Source organism: Avibacterium volantium (assembly GCF_049366555.1).
Lineage (GTDB): Bacteria > Pseudomonadota > Gammaproteobacteria > Enterobacterales > Pasteurellaceae > Avibacterium > Avibacterium volantium_A.
Map to the genome: position 1 here is coordinate 20,989 of NZ_JBMMGT010000023.1, position 22,521 is coordinate 43,509.

Annotated in this window: 22 protein-coding genes; 18 read left to right on the forward strand and 4 right to left on the reverse strand. The window is 40.3% G+C overall.

What is annotated here, in order from left to right; translation table 11 throughout:
* Nucleotides 1-5: 5 nt before the first annotated feature.
* From galU to trmL, 3 genes are all read left to right on the forward strand, one after another.
* On the forward strand, nucleotides 6-893 hold the full coding sequence (gene galU, locus ACLS0A_RS08170; RefSeq protein ID WP_416083004.1) for a UTP--glucose-1-phosphate uridylyltransferase GalU: 888 nt from the start codon (nucleotides 6-8) through the stop codon (nucleotides 891-893).
* A gap of 264 nt (nucleotides 894-1,157) precedes the next feature.
* A complete protein-coding gene (brnQ, locus tag ACLS0A_RS08175; RefSeq protein ID WP_416083003.1) occupies nucleotides 1,158-2,459 on the forward strand; it encodes a branched-chain amino acid transport system II carrier protein in 1,302 nt (433 codons plus the stop codon).
* Nucleotides 2,460-2,575: 116 nt separating this feature from the next.
* Nucleotides 2,576-3,058 (forward strand): tRNA (uridine(34)/cytosine(34)/5-carboxymethylaminomethyluridine(34)-2'-O)-methyltransferase TrmL, encoded by a 483-nt coding sequence (trmL, locus tag ACLS0A_RS08180; RefSeq protein ID WP_416083002.1) that lies wholly within the window; start codon nucleotides 2,576-2,578, stop codon nucleotides 3,056-3,058.
* Between the two features lie 45 nt (nucleotides 3,059-3,103).
* Here the strand turns inward: trmL and nfuA are convergent, their stop codons facing one another.
* Entirely contained in the window at nucleotides 3,104-3,688 is a 585-nt protein-coding gene (gene nfuA, locus ACLS0A_RS08185) for a Fe-S biogenesis protein NfuA (RefSeq protein ID WP_423105280.1), read from the reverse strand.
* 108 nt (nucleotides 3,689-3,796) lie between these two features.
* Nucleotides 3,797-4,486: an amidophosphoribosyltransferase gene (locus ACLS0A_RS08190; RefSeq protein ID WP_416083000.1), complete on the reverse strand. Its 690-nt coding sequence runs from the start codon at nucleotides 4,484-4,486 to the stop codon at nucleotides 3,797-3,799.
* A gap of 142 nt (nucleotides 4,487-4,628) precedes the next feature.
* On the opposite strand from ACLS0A_RS08190, the gene ACLS0A_RS08195 reads away from it, so the two are divergent.
* Genes ACLS0A_RS08195 through ACLS0A_RS08205 form a run of 3 tightly spaced genes read left to right on the forward strand, consistent with a single transcriptional unit; the run spans nucleotide 4,629 to nucleotide 7,259 of the window.
* The gene (locus ACLS0A_RS08195; protein WP_416082999.1) at nucleotides 4,629-5,441 is read left to right on the forward strand and encodes a Cof-type HAD-IIB family hydrolase; all 813 of its coding nucleotides are present in this window, start codon (nucleotides 4,629-4,631) and stop codon (nucleotides 5,439-5,441) included.
* Nucleotides 5,442-5,453: 12 nt separating this feature from the next.
* Complete coding sequence (locus ACLS0A_RS08200; RefSeq protein WP_416082998.1) at nucleotides 5,454-6,296, forward strand: hypothetical protein; 843 nt, start codon at nucleotides 5,454-5,456, stop codon at nucleotides 6,294-6,296.
* Nucleotides 6,297-6,341: 45 nt separating this feature from the next.
* Nucleotides 6,342-7,259, forward strand: a complete 918-nt coding sequence (locus ACLS0A_RS08205; RefSeq protein ID WP_416082997.1) for a Dyp-type peroxidase — start codon at nucleotides 6,342-6,344, stop codon at nucleotides 7,257-7,259.
* A gap of 37 nt (nucleotides 7,260-7,296) precedes the next feature.
* Here ACLS0A_RS08205 and ACLS0A_RS08210 read toward each other — a convergent pair whose 3' ends face one another.
* Nucleotides 7,297-8,010 carry a tRNA1(Val) (adenine(37)-N6)-methyltransferase gene (locus ACLS0A_RS08210; RefSeq protein ID WP_416082996.1) on the reverse strand — a complete coding sequence of 238 codons (714 nt, stop codon included), beginning with the start codon at nucleotides 8,008-8,010 and terminating at the stop codon, nucleotides 7,297-7,299.
* Nucleotides 8,011-8,092: 82 nt separating this feature from the next.
* Here ACLS0A_RS08210 and srmB point away from each other — a divergent pair, with 82 nt between their 5' ends.
* Entirely contained in the window at nucleotides 8,093-9,409 is a 1,317-nt protein-coding gene (gene srmB / locus ACLS0A_RS08215; protein WP_416082995.1) for an ATP-dependent RNA helicase SrmB, read from the forward strand.
* Nucleotides 9,410-9,437: 28 nt separating this feature from the next.
* Here the strand turns inward: srmB and ACLS0A_RS08220 are convergent, their stop codons facing one another.
* Nucleotides 9,438-10,196, reverse strand: a complete 759-nt coding sequence (locus ACLS0A_RS08220) for a DeoR family transcriptional regulator (protein ID WP_416083017.1) — start codon at nucleotides 10,194-10,196, stop codon at nucleotides 9,438-9,440.
* A gap of 172 nt (nucleotides 10,197-10,368) precedes the next feature.
* Between ACLS0A_RS08220 and ltnD the strand changes: the two genes are divergently transcribed.
* The 11 genes from ltnD (at nucleotide 10,369) to ACLS0A_RS08275 (ending at nucleotide 22,211) form a co-directional block, all read left to right on the forward strand.
* Nucleotides 10,369-11,277 carry an L-threonate dehydrogenase gene (gene ltnD, locus ACLS0A_RS08225; RefSeq protein WP_416082994.1) on the forward strand — a complete coding sequence of 303 codons (909 nt, stop codon included), beginning with the start codon at nucleotides 10,369-10,371 and terminating at the stop codon, nucleotides 11,275-11,277.
* Between the two features lies 1 nt (nucleotide 11,278).
* Nucleotides 11,279-12,520 (forward strand): 3-oxo-tetronate kinase, encoded by a 1,242-nt coding sequence (gene otnK, locus ACLS0A_RS08230; RefSeq protein WP_423105281.1) that lies wholly within the window; start codon nucleotides 11,279-11,281, stop codon nucleotides 12,518-12,520.
* Nucleotides 12,517-13,149 carry an aldolase gene (locus ACLS0A_RS08235; RefSeq protein WP_416082993.1) on the forward strand — a complete coding sequence of 211 codons (633 nt, stop codon included), beginning with the start codon at nucleotides 12,517-12,519 and terminating at the stop codon, nucleotides 13,147-13,149. The genes otnK and ACLS0A_RS08235 overlap by 4 nt, the downstream gene beginning before the upstream one ends.
* Nucleotides 13,150-13,151: 2 nt before the next feature.
* Complete coding sequence (gene otnI / locus ACLS0A_RS08240; RefSeq protein ID WP_416082992.1) at nucleotides 13,152-13,934, forward strand: 2-oxo-tetronate isomerase; 783 nt, start codon at nucleotides 13,152-13,154, stop codon at nucleotides 13,932-13,934.
* 66 nt (nucleotides 13,935-14,000) lie between these two features.
* A complete protein-coding gene (locus tag ACLS0A_RS08245) occupies nucleotides 14,001-14,687 on the forward strand; it encodes a cyclase family protein (protein WP_115248746.1) in 687 nt (228 codons plus the stop codon).
* Between the two features lie 56 nt (nucleotides 14,688-14,743).
* Nucleotides 14,744-15,463 carry an MIP/aquaporin family protein gene (locus ACLS0A_RS08250; protein ID WP_115248747.1) on the forward strand — a complete coding sequence of 240 codons (720 nt, stop codon included), beginning with the start codon at nucleotides 14,744-14,746 and terminating at the stop codon, nucleotides 15,461-15,463.
* A gap of 52 nt (nucleotides 15,464-15,515) precedes the next feature.
* Complete coding sequence (gene denD / locus ACLS0A_RS08255; RefSeq protein WP_115248748.1) at nucleotides 15,516-16,463, forward strand: D-erythronate dehydrogenase; 948 nt, start codon at nucleotides 15,516-15,518, stop codon at nucleotides 16,461-16,463.
* A gap of 9 nt (nucleotides 16,464-16,472) precedes the next feature.
* The gene (locus ACLS0A_RS08260) at nucleotides 16,473-17,939 is read left to right on the forward strand and encodes a gluconate:H+ symporter (protein ID WP_416082991.1); all 1,467 of its coding nucleotides are present in this window, start codon (nucleotides 16,473-16,475) and stop codon (nucleotides 17,937-17,939) included.
* Nucleotides 17,940-17,997: 58 nt separating this feature from the next.
* Entirely contained in the window at nucleotides 17,998-19,341 is a 1,344-nt protein-coding gene (locus ACLS0A_RS08265; protein WP_416082990.1) for a phospholipase, read from the forward strand.
* 11 nt (nucleotides 19,342-19,352) lie between these two features.
* Nucleotides 19,353-21,152: an alpha/beta hydrolase gene (locus ACLS0A_RS08270; protein ID WP_416082989.1), complete on the forward strand. Its 1,800-nt coding sequence runs from the start codon at nucleotides 19,353-19,355 to the stop codon at nucleotides 21,150-21,152.
* Nucleotides 21,153-21,560: 408 nt separating this feature from the next.
* Nucleotides 21,561-22,211, forward strand: a complete 651-nt coding sequence (locus tag ACLS0A_RS08275; RefSeq protein ID WP_416082988.1) for a TfoX/Sxy family DNA transformation protein — start codon at nucleotides 21,561-21,563, stop codon at nucleotides 22,209-22,211.
* The last annotated feature ends 310 nt before the right edge of the window (nucleotides 22,212-22,521 follow it).

Sequence of the window (22,521 nt, forward strand, 5' to 3'; positions counted from 1 at the left end):
AACCAATGAAAGTCATTATTCCTGTTGCAGGTCTTGGGACGCGAATGTTACCTGCGACAAAAGCCATTCCTAAAGAAATGCTAACCCTTGTGGATAAGCCATTGATCCAGTATGTGGTGAATGAGTGCGCGGCAGCAGGGGTAAAAGAAATTGTCCTTGTTACCCACTCTTCAAAAAATGCCATTGAAAACCATTTTGACACGTCTTTTGAATTGGAAACAATGTTGGAAAAGCGGGTAAAACGCCAATTATTAGAAGAAGTGCGTTCTATTTGCCCGAAAGACGTAACCATTATGCACGTTCGTCAAGGTAATGCCAAAGGTTTAGGGCACGCGGTGTTATGTGCCTTGCCTGTTGTGGGTAAAGAGCCTTTTGCGGTGGTGCTGCCTGATGTATTACTCACCGATTTCAGCGCTGATCAGCGTAAAGAAAATTTGGCGGCAATGATCAAACGCTTTAAAGAAACCAATGCCAGCCAAATCTTGGTTGAGCCAGTTTCTGAGCAAGACATCAGTAGTTATGGTATTGTCGATTGTGAGGGCGTGCAGTTTAACCCAGGCGAAAGTGCGAAGATTAAACGCATCGTAGAAAAACCAGCGGTGGAAGATGCGCCATCTAATCTTGCTGTAGTGGGGCGCTATGTGTTCTCCGCAAGCATTTGGGATTTATTGGCAAAAACGCCAGTGGGCGTGGGCGATGAAATTCAGCTCACCGATGCCATTGATATGTTAATTGAAAAAGAAACCGTTGAAGCCTTCTATCAAACAGGCGGCAATTTTGATTGCGGGGACAAATTAGGCTATATGCAAGCCTTTGTGGAATATGGAGTAAATCACCCTAAACTGGGCAGTGAGTTTCGTGCTTATTTGAAGAAATTTGTGAAAACCCTTTGATATTTTCTATTCAGTAAAGGAATTATGGTTAAACATAATTCCTTTTTTACTTTTCTTGTGTGATGGATAAATTTTTAAATATTGTCCAATTTTTCCCCTTATTTTTAAGTGATTTTCAGATTTTCTGCGATAATTCCTGAAAAAATTAAATCTACCTTGACAAAAAAATCATAAAACCCTATAACTTCTCGGTTTTCTAGTGAAAAATCATTTGGTTTATTCATTCATATAAAATTAAATACTTGATTTTTAGAGGTTAATAAAATGTTATCTGGAAAAGATATTGCTGTTTTGGGAATGATGATTTTCTCCCTATTTTTAGGGGCAGGAAACATTATTTTTCCACCAATGGAAGGCTATCACGCAGGGAATGTATGGTTTTGGGGCGCGTTAGGTTTTCTATTAACCGGTGTGTTAATGCCTTTCATCACCTTGATTGTTGTTACCTTAAAAGGGCGTGGTGAGGCGCTATCGGTTGATTTGCCAAAATGGGCGCACGTTACATTCTGGACAATTTTGTATTTAGTGATTGGTTCAACTTTTGCAATGCCAAGGGTAACCAATGTGGCTTATGAAATGGCTTGGCAGCCGTTGAATTTATTCTCTGGCGAATATTCCCATATTATTTTTGTAACGATTTTTAATTTAATTGGTATGGGATTTATGCTTGGGCGCAGCACAATGATTTCCAGTATTGGGAAATTTATGGCGCCAGCTTTGCTTGTTTTATTGGTGATTGTTGCCTTTGAAGTGGTCAATTATCCGCTTTCTCCGATCGTTGAGCCAAGTGGCGCTTATCAAGATCATTCAGCAGTTGCCACAGGTTTGATCGGTGGTTATCAAACAATGGACGTACTTTCTGCAATGGCATTTGGTGGTATTGTGGCGCGTGCTTTGGCAGTGAAAGGCGTGTCAGATAAAAAAGCGATTGTGCGCTACACGCTGATTGCAGGCACGGTTTCCGTTGTGCTACTCAGTTTGCTTTATTTGTGCTTATTCTATTTAGGTGCAACAGGGGAGCAAGTTGCAAAAACCTCAAGCAATGGCGGACAGCTTTTCGCTCAATATGTGAACGTATTGTTTGGGCGTGAGGGCTCTTGGATTATGAGTGGTATCGTGCTTTTAGCCAATTTAACCACCCTTGTGGGCGTAACCAGTGCTTGTGCGGACTATTTCTCAAAATTCCACCCACGTTTAAATTACACGTTCTTTGTGGTGTTATTTACCATCAGCACCATTATTATTTCTGAAACAGGGCTAAACACCTTATTACGCGTTACAATTCCTGCGTTATTGCTGATCTACCCTATCGCCATTATGCTCGTTGCAATGCAGCTGGTACGCGAAAAATTAGGCATTAGCCGCACAGGTTACAACTTAATTATTGGCATTACCGCCTTGTTTAGTATTACAGATAGCCTAAAAAATATGGAATTATTACCGCACTTTATTCAAAGCCTATTAGAAAAAGTGCCATTACATCAAGAGGGCTTAACCTGGTTACTGCCAACATTGCTAATGGTTGTGTTATGCACCTTGTTTAAAGCAAAAAAAGTTTCCGCCTAATTTCCAAGCCCTCCGTTGTGAGGGCTTAATTTTAAAGTGCGGTGGTTTTTTTATTATTTTGATCTTTCATTATTCAGCGGTAAAATTCGCACACCGAAATTGAATGAGAAAAAATTATGTTAGATATTGTGCTATATGAGCCAGAAATTCCGCAAAATACAGGGAATATTATCCGTCTTTGTGCGAATACTGGCTTTCGTTTACATTTAATTGAGCCACTTGGCTTTACTTGGGACGACAAACGGTTACGCCGTTCAGGATTGGATTATCACGAATTTGCAGAAATTAAAAAGCACAAAACCTTTGCCGATTTTCTTGCGGCAGAACAGCCTAAACGCTTGTTTGCGATGACAACCAAAGGGCGGCTAGCACATAGCCAAGTTTCCTTTCAAGCAGGGGATTATTTGATGTTTGGCCCTGAAACCCGCGGTATTCCAATGGCGATTTTAGACGAAATGCCAATGGAACAGAAAATTCGCATTCCAATGACAGAAAATAGCCGTAGTATGAATTTATCCAATTCTGTTGCTGTGGCTGTTTATGAAGCGTGGCGACAACTTAATTATGCAGGGGCGATTAATTTTGACTCTGAGTTATAACAAATAAGGCACGGGAGAATCCGCGCCTTTTTGTTTGTTTTACGATTAATAATAAGAATGCTCACCGCGTTGATGTTCGGTTACGTCTTTCGCCCCTTTTAATTCACCAGGGAACAAACTCACCAGTTGTTTTTCAATACCATCTTTTAGCGTCACATCGACCATTGAACAACCGTTACAGCCACCGCCAAATTGTAAAATTGCATAACCATCTTCAGTCAGATCAATTAAGGTGATATGTCCACCGTGGCCTGCTAGTTGCGGATTAATTTGGGTTTGAATGACATATTCCACGCGTTCAATTAAAGGGGCATCGTCTGCCACTTTACGCATTTTCGCATTCGGCGCCTTAAGGGTAAGTTGCGAGCCTAATTCTTCCGTAACATAATCAATTTCCGCGTCTTCCAAAAATGGTAAGCTCACTTCATCAACAAAGGCGGAGAACGTATCATATTTCATTTCTGTATCGGTGGCTTCCACGCTGTTTGGTGGGCAGTAAGACACCCCACATTCCGCACTTGGCGTGCCGGGATTCACCACAAAAATGCGGATATTTGCGCCTTCTTCTTGCTGATCTAATAAACGGCGAAAATGCGCTTGCGCCGCGTCAGAAATCGTAATTTGTTGCATTATTTATTCCTCAGTAATACTTGAGCTAGATAGTCAGGCATCATACCGCTAGATAGACTTTTTTTCCACCTTTTCTTTTATTTGGTGTTTTCTATAATCAAGGAATTGCTAAGTATGGAAAGCCCGAGCGAGCCCCCAAACTTGAATATTTTCCACCCCTAATTGACGAAAATGTTTAGCGATTTCGTTTAAGGTTGAACCTGTGGTGATCACATCATCAACCAACGCAATGGAACGATAATTTATCTCTTGATTAGCAAACTTAAAGGCGTGTTTTAAATTTTGCCTGCGCGCCTTAGCGTTTAAACCAAGCTGAGGCGGTGTTTGTTTTATCCGTTGAATAAATTGCGAATGACAAGGAATATTCAGCCATTTGGATAAATGTTTAGCGACTAAATCAGATTGATTATAACCTCGCCTCCATTGACGAAAATGGTGCAGTGGCACAGGAAAAATCGCTTGTGGAAAGTGTAGGGAATGCTGTCGTCTTGCTTCATAAAGCGCTAATAGAAGCAAGCGTGCTAAGGTTTTGTCTAACCAAAAGAGATGGTGGAATTTGAATTGTTGAATTAATTCCGATATAGGGGGATCATATTTGCTTATGATGACTATTTGATCCCAAAGAGGAGTAACAGTTGTGCAATGTCCACAATGTTTAACGTAACTTGGGGTTGGCATTCCGCAACAACCACAATAGATGTAACATTTCATTGCTTTATTGCAAGTTGTGCATATACCCTGTTTCTCTTGTGATAAAACTTGTTGGCATAATACACAACGAAAACCGAAAAAATTCACCAATTTTCCACCGCACTTCTCTTTTGGTTGAACTCACTATAATTGATTTTTTTGATAAAAAAACTTTTTCTGATCAATTTTCCGATCTTGATCGCAAAAAATGGTAAAATTTGCTCAAAATTTAGATAAGAAGAGGATAAAAATGATAGTACCGAATTATCGTAAGCAAATTAAAGCGGTTTTTTTTGATATTGATGAAACTTTATTTGTGAAAAATAAAGTACATTTTCCAGAAAGCGCTAGACTTGCTATTCAAAAATTGCAAGCGAATGGCATTTTGGTTGGCATTGCAACTGGGCGTGCACGTTGCAGCTTTCCAGCTAAAATTAATGAAATGGTAGAGCAAGAAGGCATTCGCACCTTTGTTACTACCAATGGACAATTTGCCGTACATAATGATGAGGTGATTGAAAAGCACCCGATTCCAACAGAAAAAGTTCAGCGGTTAGTGGATTTCTTTGAGCTTCATAATATTGCCTATGCCTTTGTTTCTAATGATAAAATTCGTGTTTCTGAAATTACACCAATGTTAAAGTACGCGCTTGATCCGATCACCACAGATTATCAAGTTGATAAAACCTATTATCAACAAAATGATGTGTACCAAGTGCTCGCCTTTTATGCCGAAGATAAAGATGAATTGGTTGCACAAGCACATATTTTAGACGATCTGAAAACGGTACGTTGGCACGAAAACTCAGTGGATATTTTTGATGCTGAAGGCTCAAAAGCAAGAGGCATTGCCGCGATTGCACGTCATCTTGGTTTTTCAATGGAAAATGTGATGGCGTTTGGTGATGGTTTAAATGACATCGAAATGCTTAGCTTGGTGGGTGTTGGCGTGGCAATGGGAAACGGACACGATACCTTAAAAGCTCTCGCTAATCACGTTACGGATCATATTGAAGAAGACGGCGTGTACAATTTTCTTGTAAAATCAGGGTTAATCGAATAATAAGGAAACTCAATGTTAAATTTCGATGCATTAAAAACTATGCGCCCCGTTATAATGACGCCAAGCCACGATGGGAAATATTTTCATAACTATGTGATTTCATTATTAAATTTCACTAGTGCAGCAAGTAATCTTGGTTTGCGTTTACAGGTGTCTTTACAGCGTGGTGAAAGCCTAATTACACGAGCAAGAAATAATGCCGTTGCAGAATTTTTAGCCAATAAACAATGGACACATTTATTTTGGATTGATTCCGATATTGGCTTCTCCGTTGATGCTGCTTTGCGTTTATTATTGTCAGATTATGACATTGCCGCAGGGGTTTATCCTCTAAAATACGAACAATTTCCAAGTGAAATTCCTGCTGGAATGACAAAGCAAGAATTTGAATCTGCCAGCACGAGATATACGGTAAACACAGGGCGTGTAGAAGGCGATAAGGTGCAATTAGCCATTCAACCAGACGGCTTTATGGAAATGGACGAAGCGCCAACAGGGTTTATGTGCATTAAACGCGAAGTATTTGAAAAAATGATGGCGCATTATCCAGAATTGCAATATGTGCCAGATAGCATTGGCTACCAAGATTTAGGGCTACATTATCGTTTTTTTGACGTAATGATCGACCCGCAGACCAACCGCTATCTTTCTGAAGATTACGGATTTTGCTATTTATGGCGTAAAATGGGCGGTAAAGTTTATATTGATTGCCAATCTAACCTCACTCACCAAGGGGCGAAATTATATACAGGTGATTTTGCCAATTCACTTATTCATAACTTGCCGAACGCCATTGGTGCACCAGCAGGTAAAATAATGCAAATTGACGGTTTGCAATATTTAAAAACGAAATAAAAAACAACCGCACTTATTAAAGTGCCTCTAACGAAAGGAAATATTATGGCTGCTTTACAAAATGTTCTTGATGAACCAAACAAAAACACCATTTTTATGGTGTGGAATTTTCACGATGATGTGGACGTAAAACCCGCGTTCCAACAACTTTGCGGATTAATTGGCAATCTTAATAATTCGGCGAAAACCCGTTTTCCTGATGCCAAAGCCAGCGTCGTAATGGGCATTGGACACGATGCGTGGTTACGCCTTGATTTACCACAGCCGTTGCCAAAAGAGCTTGTCCCTTTTGAGCCAATTAAAGGTGCAAAATATACTGCCGTGGCAACCCGTGGCGATTTGCATTTCCATATCCGTTGTGATCAACCAAGCTATTGCTTTGATATTGCACAAAATATCACCGATGTATTACACGATGTGGCAAAATGCGTGGTGGATATTCAAGGCTTCCGCTATTGGGACGGACGCAGTATTCTTGGTTTTGTGGACGGCACAGAAAACCCGCACGATCCAGAAGATCGCATCTTATTCGGCACCGTAGGGGAAGAAGACCCAGCTTACCAAGGCGGTAGCTATTTATTCGTACAAAAATATGTTCACGATATGCAAGCGTGGCGCGCGCTGCCATTAAGTGAGCAAGAAAAAGTGTTCGGCCGCTCTAAAGCAGATGACATTGAAATGGAGGATGACACAAAACCAGCTAACAGCCACAGCGCATTAGCTAACGTGGGCGATGATCGTAAAGTCATTCGCGACAATATGCCCTTTTCTGCTAACGGCGAAGTGGGAACTTATTTCATTGCTTATGCCAACACCTTCAGCACCGTGCAAGCAATGTTAAACAATATGTTTATCGGCAACCCCGCTGGCAATTACGACCGCTTGCTTGATTTCAGCCGTACCCGCACCGGCACGCTTTTCTTCGTCCCAACCTTAGATATGTTGGACGAATTTGCGGAGTAATCTCATCAACCTAGCACGTTTGTGCTAGGTTTTTTATTCAAAACCTCAAATAAAACCCTTTCGTTAGCGCCACAAAGTCAGGGTGGTATTGATTATTTTCGTCATAAATAATCAGTTGTGAATGTTGCATTGGCGCGGGCTGTTTGCGGAATGTGAGCAGCAGGCGTTGTGCGGGCTTGCCGATTTTGGTGATCACATCACATTGTTCTGTGCAATAAAGTGCGGTGCTTTTTTGTAAGATTTTTCCTGCTTCATAGGGCAGGATAAATTGAATTTTCCCCTGTTCATTTAAGCATTGCGCTGCCACATTGAGCCAGTCATTATGGCTTTGTTCAAGAGTGTAGCGCGCAAGATCACGTTGTGCGTTTTTGCAAGCCTGTGCAGGTTCAAAATAGGGCGGATTAGCCACAATTAAATCAAAAAAGTGCGGTGGATTTTGTGCGAATTTTGCAATATCCATTTGATATAGCGAGATTTTCTCAGCCCAAGGGGAAGCCTGAATATTTTCCTGCGCCTGCTCTGCCGCGGCATTATCAAGTTCCACCGCACTAATATGGCAATCTTGTGCCGTGCGTTGTGCCAACATTAACGCAATTAACCCCGTGCCTGTGCCGAGATCCAAAAGGTTTTTTGCCCCTTGAATATCCGCCCAAGCACCAAGCAAAATGCCGTCTGTTCCCACTTTCATTGCACAGCGATGATGATTAACCTGAAACTGCTTAAAGCGAAAGCCTTGATTTTTCGTTGCCATAAACTTCCCAAAAATTGACCGCACTTTGCTCCCAAAGTGCGGTATAATCAGCACCAATTTTTTCCTAATAGTAACAATAAATATGAACTTAGCACAATTTGAAGAATTGGATCTCGCCCCAGAATTATTAAAAGCCTTAGCGAAAAAAGGCTACCAACGCCCCACTGCTATTCAGTTGGAAAGTATTCCAGCGGCAATGGCGGAGCGAGATGTGCTAGGCTCAGCCCCAACAGGCACGGGGAAAACCGCCGCTTTCTTATTGCCCGCCTTGCAACATCTGCTAGATAATCCACGCCGTAAACCTGGTACGCCAAGGGTGTTGGTTCTCACCCCAACTCGAGAGTTGGCGATGCAAGTGGCAGAGCAAGCGGAGCAATTAGCGCAATTTACCAACCTTGATATTACCACCATCACAGGCGGTGTGGCGTATCAAAACCACGGCGAAGTGTTTAACAGCAACCAAGATTTGGTGGTCGCCACGCCGGGGCGTTTGCTGCAATATATTCAAGAAGAAAATTTTGATTGTCGGGCGGTAGAAATTCTGATTTTTGACGAAGCGGATCGTATGCTGCAAATGGGCTTTGGGCAAGACGCAGAAAAAATCGCGGCAGAAACCCGCTGGCGTAAGCAAACCTTGCTGTTTTCTGCTACGTTAGAAGGGGAATTGCTAATGGATTTTGCAGGGCGGCTACTCAATGACCCTGTAAAAATTGATGCGGAGCCAAGTCGCCGTGAGCGTAAAAAAATCCAACAATGGTACTATCACGCAGACAGCGATGAGCATAAAGTGAAATTGCTCGCTCGTTTTATTGAGCAGGAAAAGGTAAGCAAGGGCATTATTTTCGTTCGCCGCCGTGAAACTGTGCGAGAGCTTTCCGACACCTTGCGCAAACGTGGCATTCGCAGTACCTATTTAGAAGGGGAAATGGCGCAAACGCAACGCAATAATGCCATTGATAAACTCAAAAATGGTGTGGTAACCGTGCTAGTTGCCACCGATGTGGCAGCGCGTGGGATTGATATTGATGACATCAGCCACGTGATGAATATGGATTTGCCTTACAGCGCAGACACTTATTTACACCGCATCGGACGCACCGCGCGCGCAGGCAAAAAAGGGGTGGCGGTGTCTTTCGTAGAAGCCCACGATTATAAACTGCTCGGCAAAATTAAGCGTTACACCGAAGAGTTGCTCAAACCACGCATTATCGAAGGCTTAGAACCGCGTACCAAAGCACCGAAAGACGGCGAAGTCAAAAGCGTCAGTAAAAAACAAAAAGCGCGTATTAAACAAAAACGGGCAGAAAAGAAAAAATCAGAACAGCAGAAAAAAACCAAACTCCGCCATAAAGACACAAAAAACATCGGCAAACGCCGTAAGCCGAGTGGGGTAGAATAAAAAGTGCGGTGGTTTTTTACCGCATTTTTTATACTAAAGTTAGATCAATCTTCATTTCTCGAATGGCGACTTGCGCATTATCTAATAAATCCTGATCGGAAATAATTCGATCAAATTCATCTAGCGCACAAATATGAAACGTTGCGCTTTTTCCGTATTTAGACGAATCTGAAACCAAAATTTTTCTTTGGCTAGATTGCAAAATAGCACGTTTCACAGGCAGCTTATTTTCATCAGGTGTAGTAAGTCCTTTTAAATTCCAAGAAGATGTGGAAATAAAGGCTATATCAATAGCAAGTTGTCTTAAGAGTTGAGCAGCTAGCTCTCCCACTGAAGAATAATTAGATTTATTTACCGTTCCGCCACAATGTACTAATTCGCATTGTCCATTTTTCATTAGAAAATCTGCGATAATAAAATCATTGGTTACCACCAAGAGATCTTCTCTATCTGCAATTCGATGGGCGATTTCAAGGGTTGTGGTGCCAGCATCTAAATAAACGGTTGTATTTTGTGGAATGGATTGTGCAGCACAAATACCGATATTTTCTTTTTGTAACGTGGATAACAAAGATTTTGCGTTATGGGTAAGTTCGTCTGATAAATGCTCTAATAATTTCACACCACCAGAAACAGAAACTACACGCCCTTCTTGTTCTAATTTTTGAATATCTCGGCGGATTGTCATATGAGATACGCCAAGCACTTCGACTAACTGAGTGATACTAATAATATTATGCTGCCGAATAAGATTAAGTAGCTGTTTTTGTCGCTCTGCAGGAATCATCACATACTCCGAAAGGATTAATTTTCTCTATTATAAAGTCTTTCACGGGAAAATCCCATCTTAAAAATTAACAATATTTCACAATAAATGTTAAATATTGTGATCTTTATCGCAGTTTTTTATTTCAAAATAGATAAAATGAGTTACATCTTAATCATTATTACAAAGGAGAATGGGTATGAAAAATTATTCAGTTGCCGTTATTGGTTTAGGCGCAATGGGTATGGGCGCTGCAAAATCTTGCGTAAATGCTGGCTTGGATACCTATGGCGTTGATCTAAACCCAGTTGCACTACAAACCCTAAAAGATCACGGGGCAAAAGCCGTTGGAAAAAGTGCGGTAGATTTTGCACAAGAATTAGATGCAGTGGTGTTATTGGTAGTCAATGCCGCGCAAGTTAAGGCGGTGTTGTTTGGCGAAAATGGCTTAGCACAGCACTTAAAACCAGATACAGCAGTAATGGTTTCTTCTACAATTTCTGCACAAGATGCGAAAGAAATTTCACAAAAATTAACAGAGTTAGGTTTGCTTATGTTAGATGCGCCTGTTTCTGGTGGTGCTGCAAAAGCAGCGGCAGGAGAAATGACAGTAATGGCATCAGGTTCAAAACAAGCTTTTGAGAAATTACAGCCTGTATTAACTGCCGTTGCAGGTAAGGTTTATAACATCGGTGAAGAAATTGGTTTAGGCGCAACAGTGAAAATCATTCATCAACTCTTGGCTGGTGTACATATTGCCGCAGGTGCTGAAGCAATGGCTTTAGCGGCTAAAGCAGGTATTCCCCTTGATTTGATGTATGACGTTGTGACCAATGCGGCAGGTAATTCTTGGATGTTTGAAAACCGAATGAAACACGTTGTCGAAGGTGATTATACCCCACTTTCAATGGTTGATATTTTTGTTAAAGATTTAGGCTTAGTGAATGACACGGCAAAATCGCTCCATTTCCCACTGCACTTGGCAAGCACGGCTTATTCAATGTTTACAGAAGCAAGCAATGCAGGTTACGGAAAAGAAGATGACAGCGCAGTGATTAAAATTTTTAGTGGTATCGAGCTACCAAAAAAGGAGGGATATTAAGATGTTAGGTGTTATTGCAGATGATTTTACGGGTGCAAGTGATATTGCCAGTTTCCTTGTAGAAAATGGGCTTCGCACCGTTCAAATGAATGGTGTACCAACACAACCTTTGCAAGATAGTGTTGATGCCATTGTCATTAGTTTGAAATCCCGTTCAAATCCAGCAAATGAGGCCGTTCAACAATCTTTACAAGCGTTAGATTGGTTAAAGCAAAATGGCTGTTCACAGTTTTATTTTAAATATTGTTCCACCTTTGATAGCACAGAAAAAGGCAATATTGGGCCTGTTACAGATGCGTTATTAAAGGCGTTAAATGATGATTTCACGGTGATCACGCCGGCATTACCGATTAATGGTAGAACGATTTTTAATGGCTATTTGTTTGTGGGCGATGTGCTACTTAATGAATCTGGAATGCGCAACCACCCAATCACGCCAATGAAAGATGCCAATTTGCTCCGTTTAATGGATTCTCAAGCAGAAGGGAAAACGGGATTAGTCGCTTATGCTGATGTCATTCAGGGTAGTGAACAAGTTAAGGCGCGTTTCGCAGCATTAAAACAACAAGGCTGCCGTTATGCCGTGGTGGATGCCGTTGATAACCAACAGCTTGCGGTTTTAGCTGATGCTGTGGCTGATTTCAAATTGGTAACAGGCGGTTCTGGACTTGCGGCTTATATGGCTGCGCGTTTAAGTGGCGGTAAAAAAGGAGACAATGCGTTTACCCCAACAAAAGGAAAAACTGTCGTGTTGTCAGGCTCTTGTTCGGTAATGACCAATCAACAAGTAGAAAATTATCAGAAAAAAGCACCGCACTTATTCCTTGATGTAGAACAAGCCATTAATCATCCTGATTATGCGGACAAGCTATATCAATGGACGATGGAAAATTTAGATTCACCATTAGCACCAATGATTTATGCCATCGTTCCCCCTGAAAAACTTAAAGCTATTCAAAATGAATTTGGTGCAGAACGCGCCAGTCAGGCTATTGAACAAACCTTTGCGCGTTTAGCGGAAAAATTGAAAAACGCAGGCGTAACCAATTTTATTACAGCTGGCGGTGAAACATCTAGCATTGTGGTACAGCAACTTGGTTTTAGTGGTTTCCATATTGGTAAACAAATTGCGCCGGGTGTGCCTTGGTTAAAAGCGGTGGAAGAACCCATTTATCTTGCCTTGAAATCGGGCAATTTCGGCAAAGTAGATTTCTTTGAATTTGCACAAGGAATGGCTGTATGACAGAACTAGAACAAAAAATTGAAATGGTGAACCTTGCTCGCTCATTTTATGAACGTGGCTATAGTGTTGGTGGGGCGGGAAATTTATCTGTTCGTTTAGATGAAAATCGGATTTTGGTTACGCCAACAGGTTCATCTTTAGGACGGCTTACACCTGAAAAACTATCTGTGGTGGATATGCAAGGCAACTGGCTTGCAGGGGATAAACCTTCTAAAGAATATGTTTTTCATTTGGCGTTATATCAGAACAATCCGCAATGCAATGCGGTGGTTCATCTTCATTCTACTTATTTAACCGCTCTTTCTTGTTTAGAAGGCTTAAATCCAGACAACGCAATGCGTGCTTTTACACCCTATTATGTGATGCGAGTCGGTCAACTTCCGATGATTCCTTACTATCGCCCTGGTGATGTCAATATTGCTCGTGAATTAGGGGAACGTGCTTTATCTGGCAAAGCCTTTTTACTTGCTAATCACGGTGTTGTTGTTACGGGAACAAGCTTGGTTGATGCGGTGGATAACACGGAAGAATTAGAAGAAACCGCCAAATTGTTCTTTATCTTAAAAGAACAAAATATCCGTTATCTCACAGATGCAGAAGTGAAAGATTTAGAAAACAGGGGGAAATAATTATGCCTAAATTTGCAGCTAATCTTACAATGATGTTTAACGAAGTTCCATTCTTAGATCGCTTTGAAGCAGCGGCTAAGGCGGGATTTCGTTATGTGGAATATCTTTGGCCTTATGATTATTCCACCACAGAGTTAAAACAACGTTTAGATCAATTTGGCTTGAAACAAGTGCTATTTAACACGCAAGCAGGAGATGTGAGTCAAGGTGAATGGGGCGTTGCCGCGATTCCCGGACGAGAAGATGATGCTCGCCGTGATATTGATTTATCGTTGGAATATGCCCTTGCCCTAAATTGCCCAAATGTTCACGTGATGGCGGCAGTTGTTCCTGAGGGGGCAGATCGTGAGGCTTACAAAGCGACATTTATTGAAAATGTCCGTTATGCCGCAGAAAAATTTAAACCTCACGGCATCAAGGTATTACTTGAAGCCCTTAGCCCTGAAGTGAAACCGAATTATTTGCTTAAAAGCCAATACGATACGTTAGAAATCGTTGAGTTAGTTGATCGTGATAACGTGTTTGTACAGTTAGATTATTTCCATGCACAAAATGTTGATGGCAATTTATCCTGCTTAACGGACAAACTTGCTGGCAAATTTGCTCATATCCAAATAGCTTCCGTTCCTGATCGCCACGAACCCGATGAAGGGGAAATTAACTATCAATATATTTTCAATAAATTAGATGAGATGGGTTATGAGGGTTATGTTGGTTGTGAATACAAACCAAGAGCGAAAACCGAAGAAGGATTAGATTGGTTCGAGCCTTACAAAAAGGCATAGTACATTGCTTGCTAGGGTAAATTTCTAGCAAGCCCTTATCCACGTTGATGAACAAGGAGAATCATTATGTTTATGTTTCTATCTCACCCTTTAGATCCGAAAGACGTTGCTTGGCCCGGTGAACCTGTTGTGAAAGTAACCAGATGCACGGATGTTACTGAAGATTGCCCATTTAGTAGTTTTATTAGTGAAATACCCAATCATTGTGGCACCCATATGGATGCACCACGCCATTTTGTCAAAGATGGATTGAGTATTAATGAACTACCAATAGATTATTTTTGCCATAAAAAAGTGGCTCTCATTGAAATACCAAAAGGAGAAGCAGAAGGGATCACGAAAGAAGATTTAATGCCTTACGCTGAGATTTTATCGCAAGTGTCTTTTGCCTTTTTACGCACAGGTTTTGAAAAATATCGTACAGAAAACCCCGCACTTTACCAAAATGAAGGTCCTTATATTGCGACCAGTGCAGGAAAATATCTCTCAGATAACTTTCCAAATTTAAAAGGGGTTGGCATTGATTTCCTTGCTTTAGGCTCTCCATCATCACGCGTACCAGACAGTGAAAATCCAAAACATTGTCATCAAGCTATTTTAGGTTATCACACAGGTCGTTTTACTACTGTTATTGAAGATATGCATCTCGCAGAATTACCGCGCAATGCCAATATTGTGCAATTTTTCAACGCGCCATTGCGTATTGTAGGGTTAGATTCTAGCCAAGTAACTTGCATTGTTGAGCTTGAATAATCTGTGAATAGGTGCGCTGAAATGTGCATCTATTTTTTTAGCAAAAGGAGATGGTTATGGAAAATCTTAACCTTTACCTTGGAGAATTGGTCGGTACAGCCTTTTTTATGGTATTAGGATTGGGCGTGTGTGCCAATATTTCCTTAAAAAAATCTGGAATGTATGGTAGTGGCGGTATTGTCGCTGCTTGTGGTTGGGGGCTTGCAATGGTTTCTATTGCAGTTATTTTCGGCCCACTCACGGGCGCTCATGTTAATCCTGCGGTAACAATTGGTTTTTGGGCTGTTGGGCGTTTTCCCGCTCATTTAGTTGCTGGATATATTATTGCACAGTTAATCGGTGCATTTATTGGTGCGCTAATAATTTGGCTATTATTCAAAGATCATTTAGATGAAGAAGATAACCAAAATAGTAAATTAGGTGTTTTCGCAACCATTGCATCTAATCAAAACAACTGGCGTAACTGTCTTTCTGAAACTGTTGCCACTTTCTCTTTGCTGTTCATTTTATTCGCGTTAGGGCATCAAATTCCTGCTAATGGTATGGCGATGTTTTTTGTCTTTGCCGCTGTTGCTGGTGGGGTGATGTCTTTTGGTGGATTAACTGGCTATGCCATTAATCCCGCTCGAGATTTTATGCCGCGATTAGTCCATCACATTATGCCAATTAAAAACAAAGGTCATTCTCGCTTTGAATATGCTTGGGTACCTATTGTTGGGCCAATTATTGGGGCTTGTTTAGCAGCATTGTTATATCGAGCTTTATTTGTATCTTAATTCATAAACTTCATTTTACATTTATCCACTTTTCATAGAAAAGGAGATCATAATGAACATTGTCATCACAGGTGGACAAGGATTCCTTGGACAACGTTTAGCAAAAACATTACTCAAACAGACCGCACTTCCGATTGAAGAACTCGTGCTGATTGATGTGGTAAAACCCGTTGCGCCAAACAATGATCCAAGGGTGCGTTGCGTAGAAATGGATTTACGCCAGCCACAGGGCTTAGAGGACATCATCACCGAGCAAACCACTGCCATTTTCCATTTAGCTGCGATTGTGAGTAGCCACGCAGAGCAAGATCCTGATTTAGGCTATGAGATTAATTTTCTCGCCACACGTCATTTATTAGAAGCCTGTCGCAGAACCAATCCGAATATTCGCTTTATTTTCTCCAGTTCTTTAGCGGTGTTTGGCGGTGAGCTCCCCCCTGTGATTACAGACAGCACAGCGGTAACACCACAATCTACTTATGGTTCACAAAAAGCAATGTGTGAGCTGTTGATTAATGATTACAGCCGTAAAGGCTTTGTTGATGGTTTGGTGGTACGTTTACCAACCATTTGTATTCGCCCAGGCAAACCAAATAAAGCCGCATCTTCATTTGTCAGTAGCATTATGCGTGAACCTTTACACGGTGAAGACAGTATTTGCCCTGTATCAGAAGATCTCGGTTTATGGCTTTCTAGCCCAAATACCGTAGTAAACAACTTCATTCATTGCTTGCAATTAGCCAAATTACCAGCGCGTAGTTGGCATATTGTGAATTTGCCAGGATTTAGCGTTTCAGTGAAAGAAATGTTAGCCGATCTTGCAGAAATAAAAGGACGCGACATTTTACAGCACGTCAAATTCCAATTCGATCCGCAAATCAATGACATTGTCGCCAGTTGGCCTGCTCAGATTGATAACCATAAAGCCTTGGCATTAGGTTTCAAAGCGGATGAAGATTTTAAATCCGTGATTCAACAATTTATTCAATATGATATGTAAGGGGGCAATATGTTTGGTTTACCTACGCCAATTATCGGCTTAATCATTGCTGTTTTTGTACTGGTTTATTTAGTTTTAAAGACGCGTGTTCACGCATTTATTGCAATGCTCATTGCTTCCTCCATTGCTGGGTTGATTGGTGGAATGAGCGCGCAAGAAACCTTAGGTGCGATCTCTAAAGGCTTTGGTGGCACCTTAGGAGGAATCGGGATTGTTATTGGTCTAGGCGTTATGATGGGAAGTATCCTTGAAGTGTCAGGCGCTGCCGAAAAAATGGCATATAGCTTTATCAAAATGCTTGGAAAGAAAAAAGAAGAATGGGCATTGGCCATTACGGGTTATGTTGTGAGTATTCCGATTTTTGTGGATTCCGCCTTTGTGATTTTGTATCCCGTTGCCAAAGCGCTTGCAAAAAACGGTAAACGCTCGCTATTAACACTTGGCGTTGCTCTTGCGGGTGGTTTAGTTGTTACACACCATACCGTGCCGCCAACACCAGGGCCGTTAGGGGTTGCGGGATTATTTAACGTAGATATTGGCGCAATGTTGTTAGTGGGAATGTCGATGGCAGCCTTTCCTGTAATTGGTATTGTTCTCTATGCAAAATGGCTCGATAAAAAATACCCTGACTTTAATCAACAAGTCTTCACTCAAGAAGAATTGAAACAAAAATATGATGATTACATTGAAAGTCGTGAAAAGAAAAATCTACCAAGTTTAGGGCTTTCTTTGCTGCCAATTTTATTGCCAATCGTGTTAATTTTTATCAAAGCGATTTTAGATTTAATCGCGAAAGGAAATCCAGATTTATCCCACAACGTGGTTTATCAAGCCTTTATTTTCCTTGGTCACCCAATCATTGCTTTAGCAATTAGTGTGTTGATTTCTGTTTATGCGTTATTGCCAAAAGTGGACAGAAATACCACCGCACTTCATTTAGAAGAAGGGGTGAAAACTGCAGGTATTATTTTATTAGTAACTGGTGCAGGTGGTGCATTAGGTGCGGTATTGCGTGAAAGCGGTGCGGGGGCAGAACTTGCTAAACAAGTGGCATCTTTACCCATTTCACCCATTTTAATTCCATTTATCGTCTCCACTCTTGTTCGCTTTATTCAAGGTTCTGGCACGGTGGCAATGATTACAGCTGCATCCATTTCTGCCCCTATTTTAGCGCAAATCCCGGGGGTAAATATGTTACTTGCCGCTCAAGCTGCAACAATGGGATCGCTTTTCTTCGGTTATTTCAACGACAGTTTATTCTGGGTAGTAAACCGTATGATGGGCATTAGCGATGTGAAAAAACAAATGATTGTTTGGTCTGTTCCAACCACGATCGCTTGGGCAATTGGCGGTTCTATGGTGATTTTCGCTAACCTAATTTGGGGTAATGATGGTTCGTTATTTGACTTAATTTTACCTTTAGGTGTGCTTGGCGGAATCTTACTTTATGTAAACCGACAAAATAAACAACTTTAACCTTAAATAAATTCCGTGTGTTGTTTTCAATACACGGAATTTTTCTAATGGAGGAAATATGAAAAAGTGCGGTCTTTTATTTTGTAGTTTTTTATGCTTGCTCAATATCGCCAATGCCAATGATCAGCCCCAAGTACCAAATAAGCCCATAAAGATGACATTGATTGGCGAAATTACCGAGCAAGGACAAAAAATTAGCGGTATTGCTTTAGAGTATGAAGACAATATTTTATCGGGATCAAACTTACGCCAGCTGTATCAAGTTCAAACTCAATTAGATCAACAAGCACCGATTTCTCGAACTGTTTTAAAAGCCTATGTGAATAATCAAGCGCAAAAATCTCATCAATCAAATGCAGGGAAATTTGTCATCATTGAGTTAGATACTCAAGATAAAAACGCCATTCCTTATAATTTGCGTGAAGAAAATACGCAGCCCATGACATTTAAGGCAAAAGATAAAAATGGCGAGATTGTTTCTGTGGAAAAAATTCAACGTACAAAAGTGCCTGAATATTACAATGATCGATTAATTTATCAGGTTGAACAAACGGGCTTGCTTAAATTAACGAATGGCAAAACCTTAGCTAAAACAAGTATAAAACAATCAGCCACGCAAAAAACGATTCATACCCCTTATCTAGATGAATTTGTTGCCAAAACGGTAAAAGGAAATCCTGCTGAAAACCAATTAGCTTATCGCTTTTATCGCCCACAACTTAACGTCAATCAAACTTATCCACTCACCATATTCCTACACGGTTCAGGACAAGTTGGAAAAGACAATCTTGCGCATTTATTGTCTAGCAAAGGGGCGATTGCAACCTTAACTTATGAAGCAGGATTTGTACTTGCACCACAATATCAAACAGTATTTGATCCTTTTGCACCACAAGATGGTATTCATTGGCAAACCGATAATCGTCTTGATCTAGTTCTTAAAATGATTGATCACACCTTAAAAAATGAACCGCAAATTGATCCCTCACGAATTTATTTAATTGGGCTATCGCGTGGTGCAGAAGGAGCATTAAAACTGTTGCAAAAACGACCGCACTTTTTTGCTGGGGCTTTATTAATGAGTGGACGAGAAGCGAACACATTAGAATGGATAGATGGCAATGCAAATATTGCCAATCTATCAATGCTCAAAAATGAACATATTTGGTTTTTTCATAGCAAAGAAGACAAAGTTTCCCCCGTGCGTGGCTCAAGGATTAACTACGCCATTTTGCGCGACAAACTCAATGCACCAAATGTGAAATATACTGAATTTACTATGAAACAAGCAGGTGATAACGGCATTGTAAACGCCAACCCACACAACACTTGGGACGCTGTTTTTAACAGCCCTGAAGTCATTCATTGGCTATTAGCACAACGTAGAATCATTAAACCATAGAGGAATAAATAATGAACTCCAAAACCAGCTATATCATTGCTTTGATATTTCTTGCCATTACCCTATTGGCTTCTTATGTAGGCTTTCAAATTGAGCGTGATTTTGGGCGTATTGATGTACAAACAATCACAATTCCCACAGAAGAAAAACAACCGATGGTCGCCAAACTGTACCGCCCGATTTCCGCTACCGCACAAACGCCAAAACCTGCGTTGCTCGCCCTGCACGGCTATCAAAGCGATAAAGAAGCCACCAGTACTTTCGGCGCGTTGGAACTGGCAAAGCGGGGCTTTGTGGTACTTGCTATCGATCATTTTGGGCACGGTTATTCCACCAAATTACCCGCTTCCAATAAAACTATTAGTGGTGCAAACAATGGTTATCAATATTTAAAAACCTTACCCTTTGTTGATAAAGATCGACTTGGTATTTTTGGACATTCGACAGGTGCATTAAATGCGATTCGTGTCGCAAAATTAAACCCTGATCATAAAGCCGTAAACGGGTTAAGTAGTAATGGCGGCGATCCAGCGTTACATAATTATTTGCTTACACAAGGTTTATATGAAGAAATTGGCGGTTACCGTGAGAAAACATTTCCCGTCAAAGATCTTGTCAATCACCCCGCTCGTTTAAAAGCTTTTTCTTTACCTGAAAATACAACCTTGCAATGGGATCAGACTTATGGTTCTTTTGATAACGGAACGGCAAGACGTGCTGCATTAGTTGATGGCACGCATCTTGGTGTAATGATTGCTGAACAAAGTAATAAAGAAGCAATCCTATGGTTTAACCAAGCCTTACAAAATGGGGTAAAAGATCAAGATTGGGTTGATCCTGACGATCAAACCTATTGGTATAAAGAATTCTCAGGCTTGATCGCATTATTTAGTGCTATTCTTTCTGCGCTATTTTTAATAAATGGATTATTAAAACGTCCGTATTTTTCTGCCATCACTCAGCAAATTTCTGAGAAAACTACACTATCTACTAGAAAATGGTGGATCTTTGCTGGCATTAATATTGCACTCACAATGTTACTTTATCCTATTTTTACTCAATGGGGCGGTGCCAATGAACCTATTGCTGCAACACTTGAGTTTATGCCCCTTGAAATGGGAAATGGTATTATTAGCTGGCTTTTAGTCAGTGCGGTAATAAATTTGCTCTTTTTTATATTATGGAAAAAAGCCAACCCAACCGTTTCATTACAAGAATTTGGTGTGCTTAATCACGCAAATATCGGCTTGAAATCATTGGTGCTACGCTCGTTATTGTTAAGCACCATTGCCGTAGGTTATCTTTATATTTTAACTTGCCTTGTACACGCTTGGTTAGGCGTAGAATTGCGTTTCCTATGGCCGCTTTTAAAACCACTCACCCTTGAAAGAGCGGAACTATTTATCGTTTATTGGTTACCGATTTTGCTCTTTTTCTTTGCTTTCAATGGATTAATCATTGGCGTGCAAATGAAACAACCATTACAGAAAACATTTTTTGCCACATTAATGCGTTGGTCGATAAAAACCGTTATTTTTGCCGTCAGCGGTTTATTTATTTTATGGTTATTCCACTTTATTCCTGATTTTATGCAAATTGGGCCGGGGTTTGACTTGATTGGTTTGCCACAATTTGGTGGACGCTGGATGATGATGCTCGCCGTGATTATTCCACAATTTATTGTATTCATTGTTATCAACCATTGGTGCTATCTCAAAACAGGGTACATTTATCTTGGCGTGTTCTTTACTTCAATGCTAATGGCGTGGATTTTAGTTGGCGGGCAGGTTATTGGGCGATTTTTGGCTTGACAATCTGAAGGTATAAGTAAAATTAATAATCTGTGTACCATTCACACTTATTTATAGATTTATCTAAATCAAGTAGTTGAGGTGAATGGTTCTTCATTTCATTGTAATACTACCTTTACGTTACATCTTCTATTCTGATACTAACCTTCTTTAATTTAGAAACTATTCACACATAGTTATCATTTTGAGCAAAAAATACCACAAAAGTAGTAGAATGTGCTATTTGAATGAATAATGGAAAAGAGAACCATTTTATCGTGTTTTAAGCCCTAATAGGGGAATGACATTGTAGATTTACGATCGCTGTCGCAAAAATGATAATTGCTTGAAAATATTAAGTAAAAAGAGTGATTTTATGTGATATAACTTTAAGCACTTCTAAATGAGTAAGCTAAATGGAGGAGAGCAATGATGAGTATTACTAACACTCTAACGTTTGAAATTAGAAAAGAACTAAGTGAACTTATTGGCGATGTCTCAGCAAAAGGCGTTTTTAATAGTTATGGAATTTTCCAAGAAAAATCAATGTTTGGTTTATTCCAAGATAACTATTTTTATCTAAGGGCTGTTGGGAAATTAGCACAATATTTGGAAAGCCAAGGAGCGATACCTTATATGGAACATTCTGAAAAGCCAGTTTCTTGTGGCATAAATTTTTATCTTCTTCCTGATAAGATTAGAGAGAATAAAGATTTATATAAATCTGTTGTTCTATGGTCAATTGAGCAAATAGAAGAAGATAGAAATCAGAAAGAAATGGCAAAAGTTGATTTAATTCGAGGACGAGTAAACCTGTCTGTTAGACACGAACGTCTTCTGAATAAAATTGGAATTCGTTCTTTTGATGATTTTTTAAAGGCAGGAGCAGAATACTGCTATATTGCACTTAAAAAAACGGGAGTGAGTGTTAATTTGAGCTTTTTCTGGAACTTAAAAGCGGCTTCTTTGAAAAAGCATTCTATGATGTTAACACAAGAGGAAAAGGAAAAAGCATTAGAGGCGTTAAATACTGAGCTTGCTAAAGAGGGTATGAGGGCGATTGATCCTATCAAGGATTAATAAGTAGCATATTGAGGTGGAATACAAACAAAAGTGTAAGATTTTTCACCGCACTTTGTTTTCTAAATAATCATTTGCAATGTTTTTAAAATTTTTTGTAAAAAATTGTCAAAAAATGCTTGCAAAGATTTTTCAGATGCCTATAATACGCCGCACACAACGACGCGACGTTGTAGAAGTTGAAAGATATACATCGCGTCGTTGTTTTTTTGCTCTTTAACAATCAATCAGACAATCTGTGTGGGCACTTGTTGATTCTGGAAAAAAACTTAAAAGATTTAGAAACAATTAGTGCTTAACTGAAATTCAT